This is a genomic window from Catenulispora rubra (genome assembly GCF_015356825.1).
In the GTDB taxonomy this organism is placed as follows: Bacteria; Actinomycetota; Actinomycetes; order Streptomycetales; family Catenulisporaceae; genus Catenulispora; species Catenulispora rubra.
Window position 1 is genome coordinate 1 of record NZ_JAACYW010000749.1, and the last position, 447, is coordinate 447.

General features: G+C 68.7%; 1 protein-coding gene. It reads right to left on the minus strand.

Annotated features, from left to right (window positions below):
* Nucleotides 1–92: 92 nt before the first annotated feature.
* On the minus strand, nucleotides 93–323 hold the full coding sequence (locus tag GWK61_RS55260) for a zf-HC2 domain-containing protein (RefSeq protein WP_194922381.1): 231 nt from the start codon (nucleotides 321–323) through the stop codon (nucleotides 93–95).
* Nucleotides 324–447: the final 124 nt, after the last annotated feature.

Below are 447 nucleotides of genomic sequence, written 5' to 3' on the forward strand. Positions count from 1 at the left end.
GCGGTCGCCCAGCTTGCCGAGCAGCGCGTCGAATACCGCGAGTTGTTGCTCGCGGCCGACTAGCACGGTCGGGGCGACGCGTTCGCGCCCGCTCATGTGCGTAGGTCCCAGGTGGCATCGGCGGGGCCGGTAGCGCCGAGGGTGGCGGCGCCGACGCCCGCAAGCGTCAGTTCGACGGCGACCAGGCTGGCCACGTCCGCGTCCATCCGGCAGACCGCGCAGAGGAAGAGGTGCTCCTCGAACCGCCGCTCGGCCTCGGGATCGAGCGCGGCGGTGAGGTACTGGTCGATCTGCCCGCCCACATGAGCCTGGATGTGCTTCATCGTTCGGTTCTCCAACCGTGCGCCGGTACGACGGAGTCAGCGTTGCTCCACCCCCCACGCCTCCGTTGGATATCTACGGAGGGATGCGGCTAGCCGTTCACGATGTTCGGGCGGAATTTGGGTG

Bases quoted from the DNA above. Each gene is read 5' to 3' on its own strand.
- GWK61_RS55260 (WP_194922381.1), bottom strand. From the start codon at position 323: ATGAAGCACATCCAGGCTCATGTGGGCGGGCAGATCGACCAGTACCTC.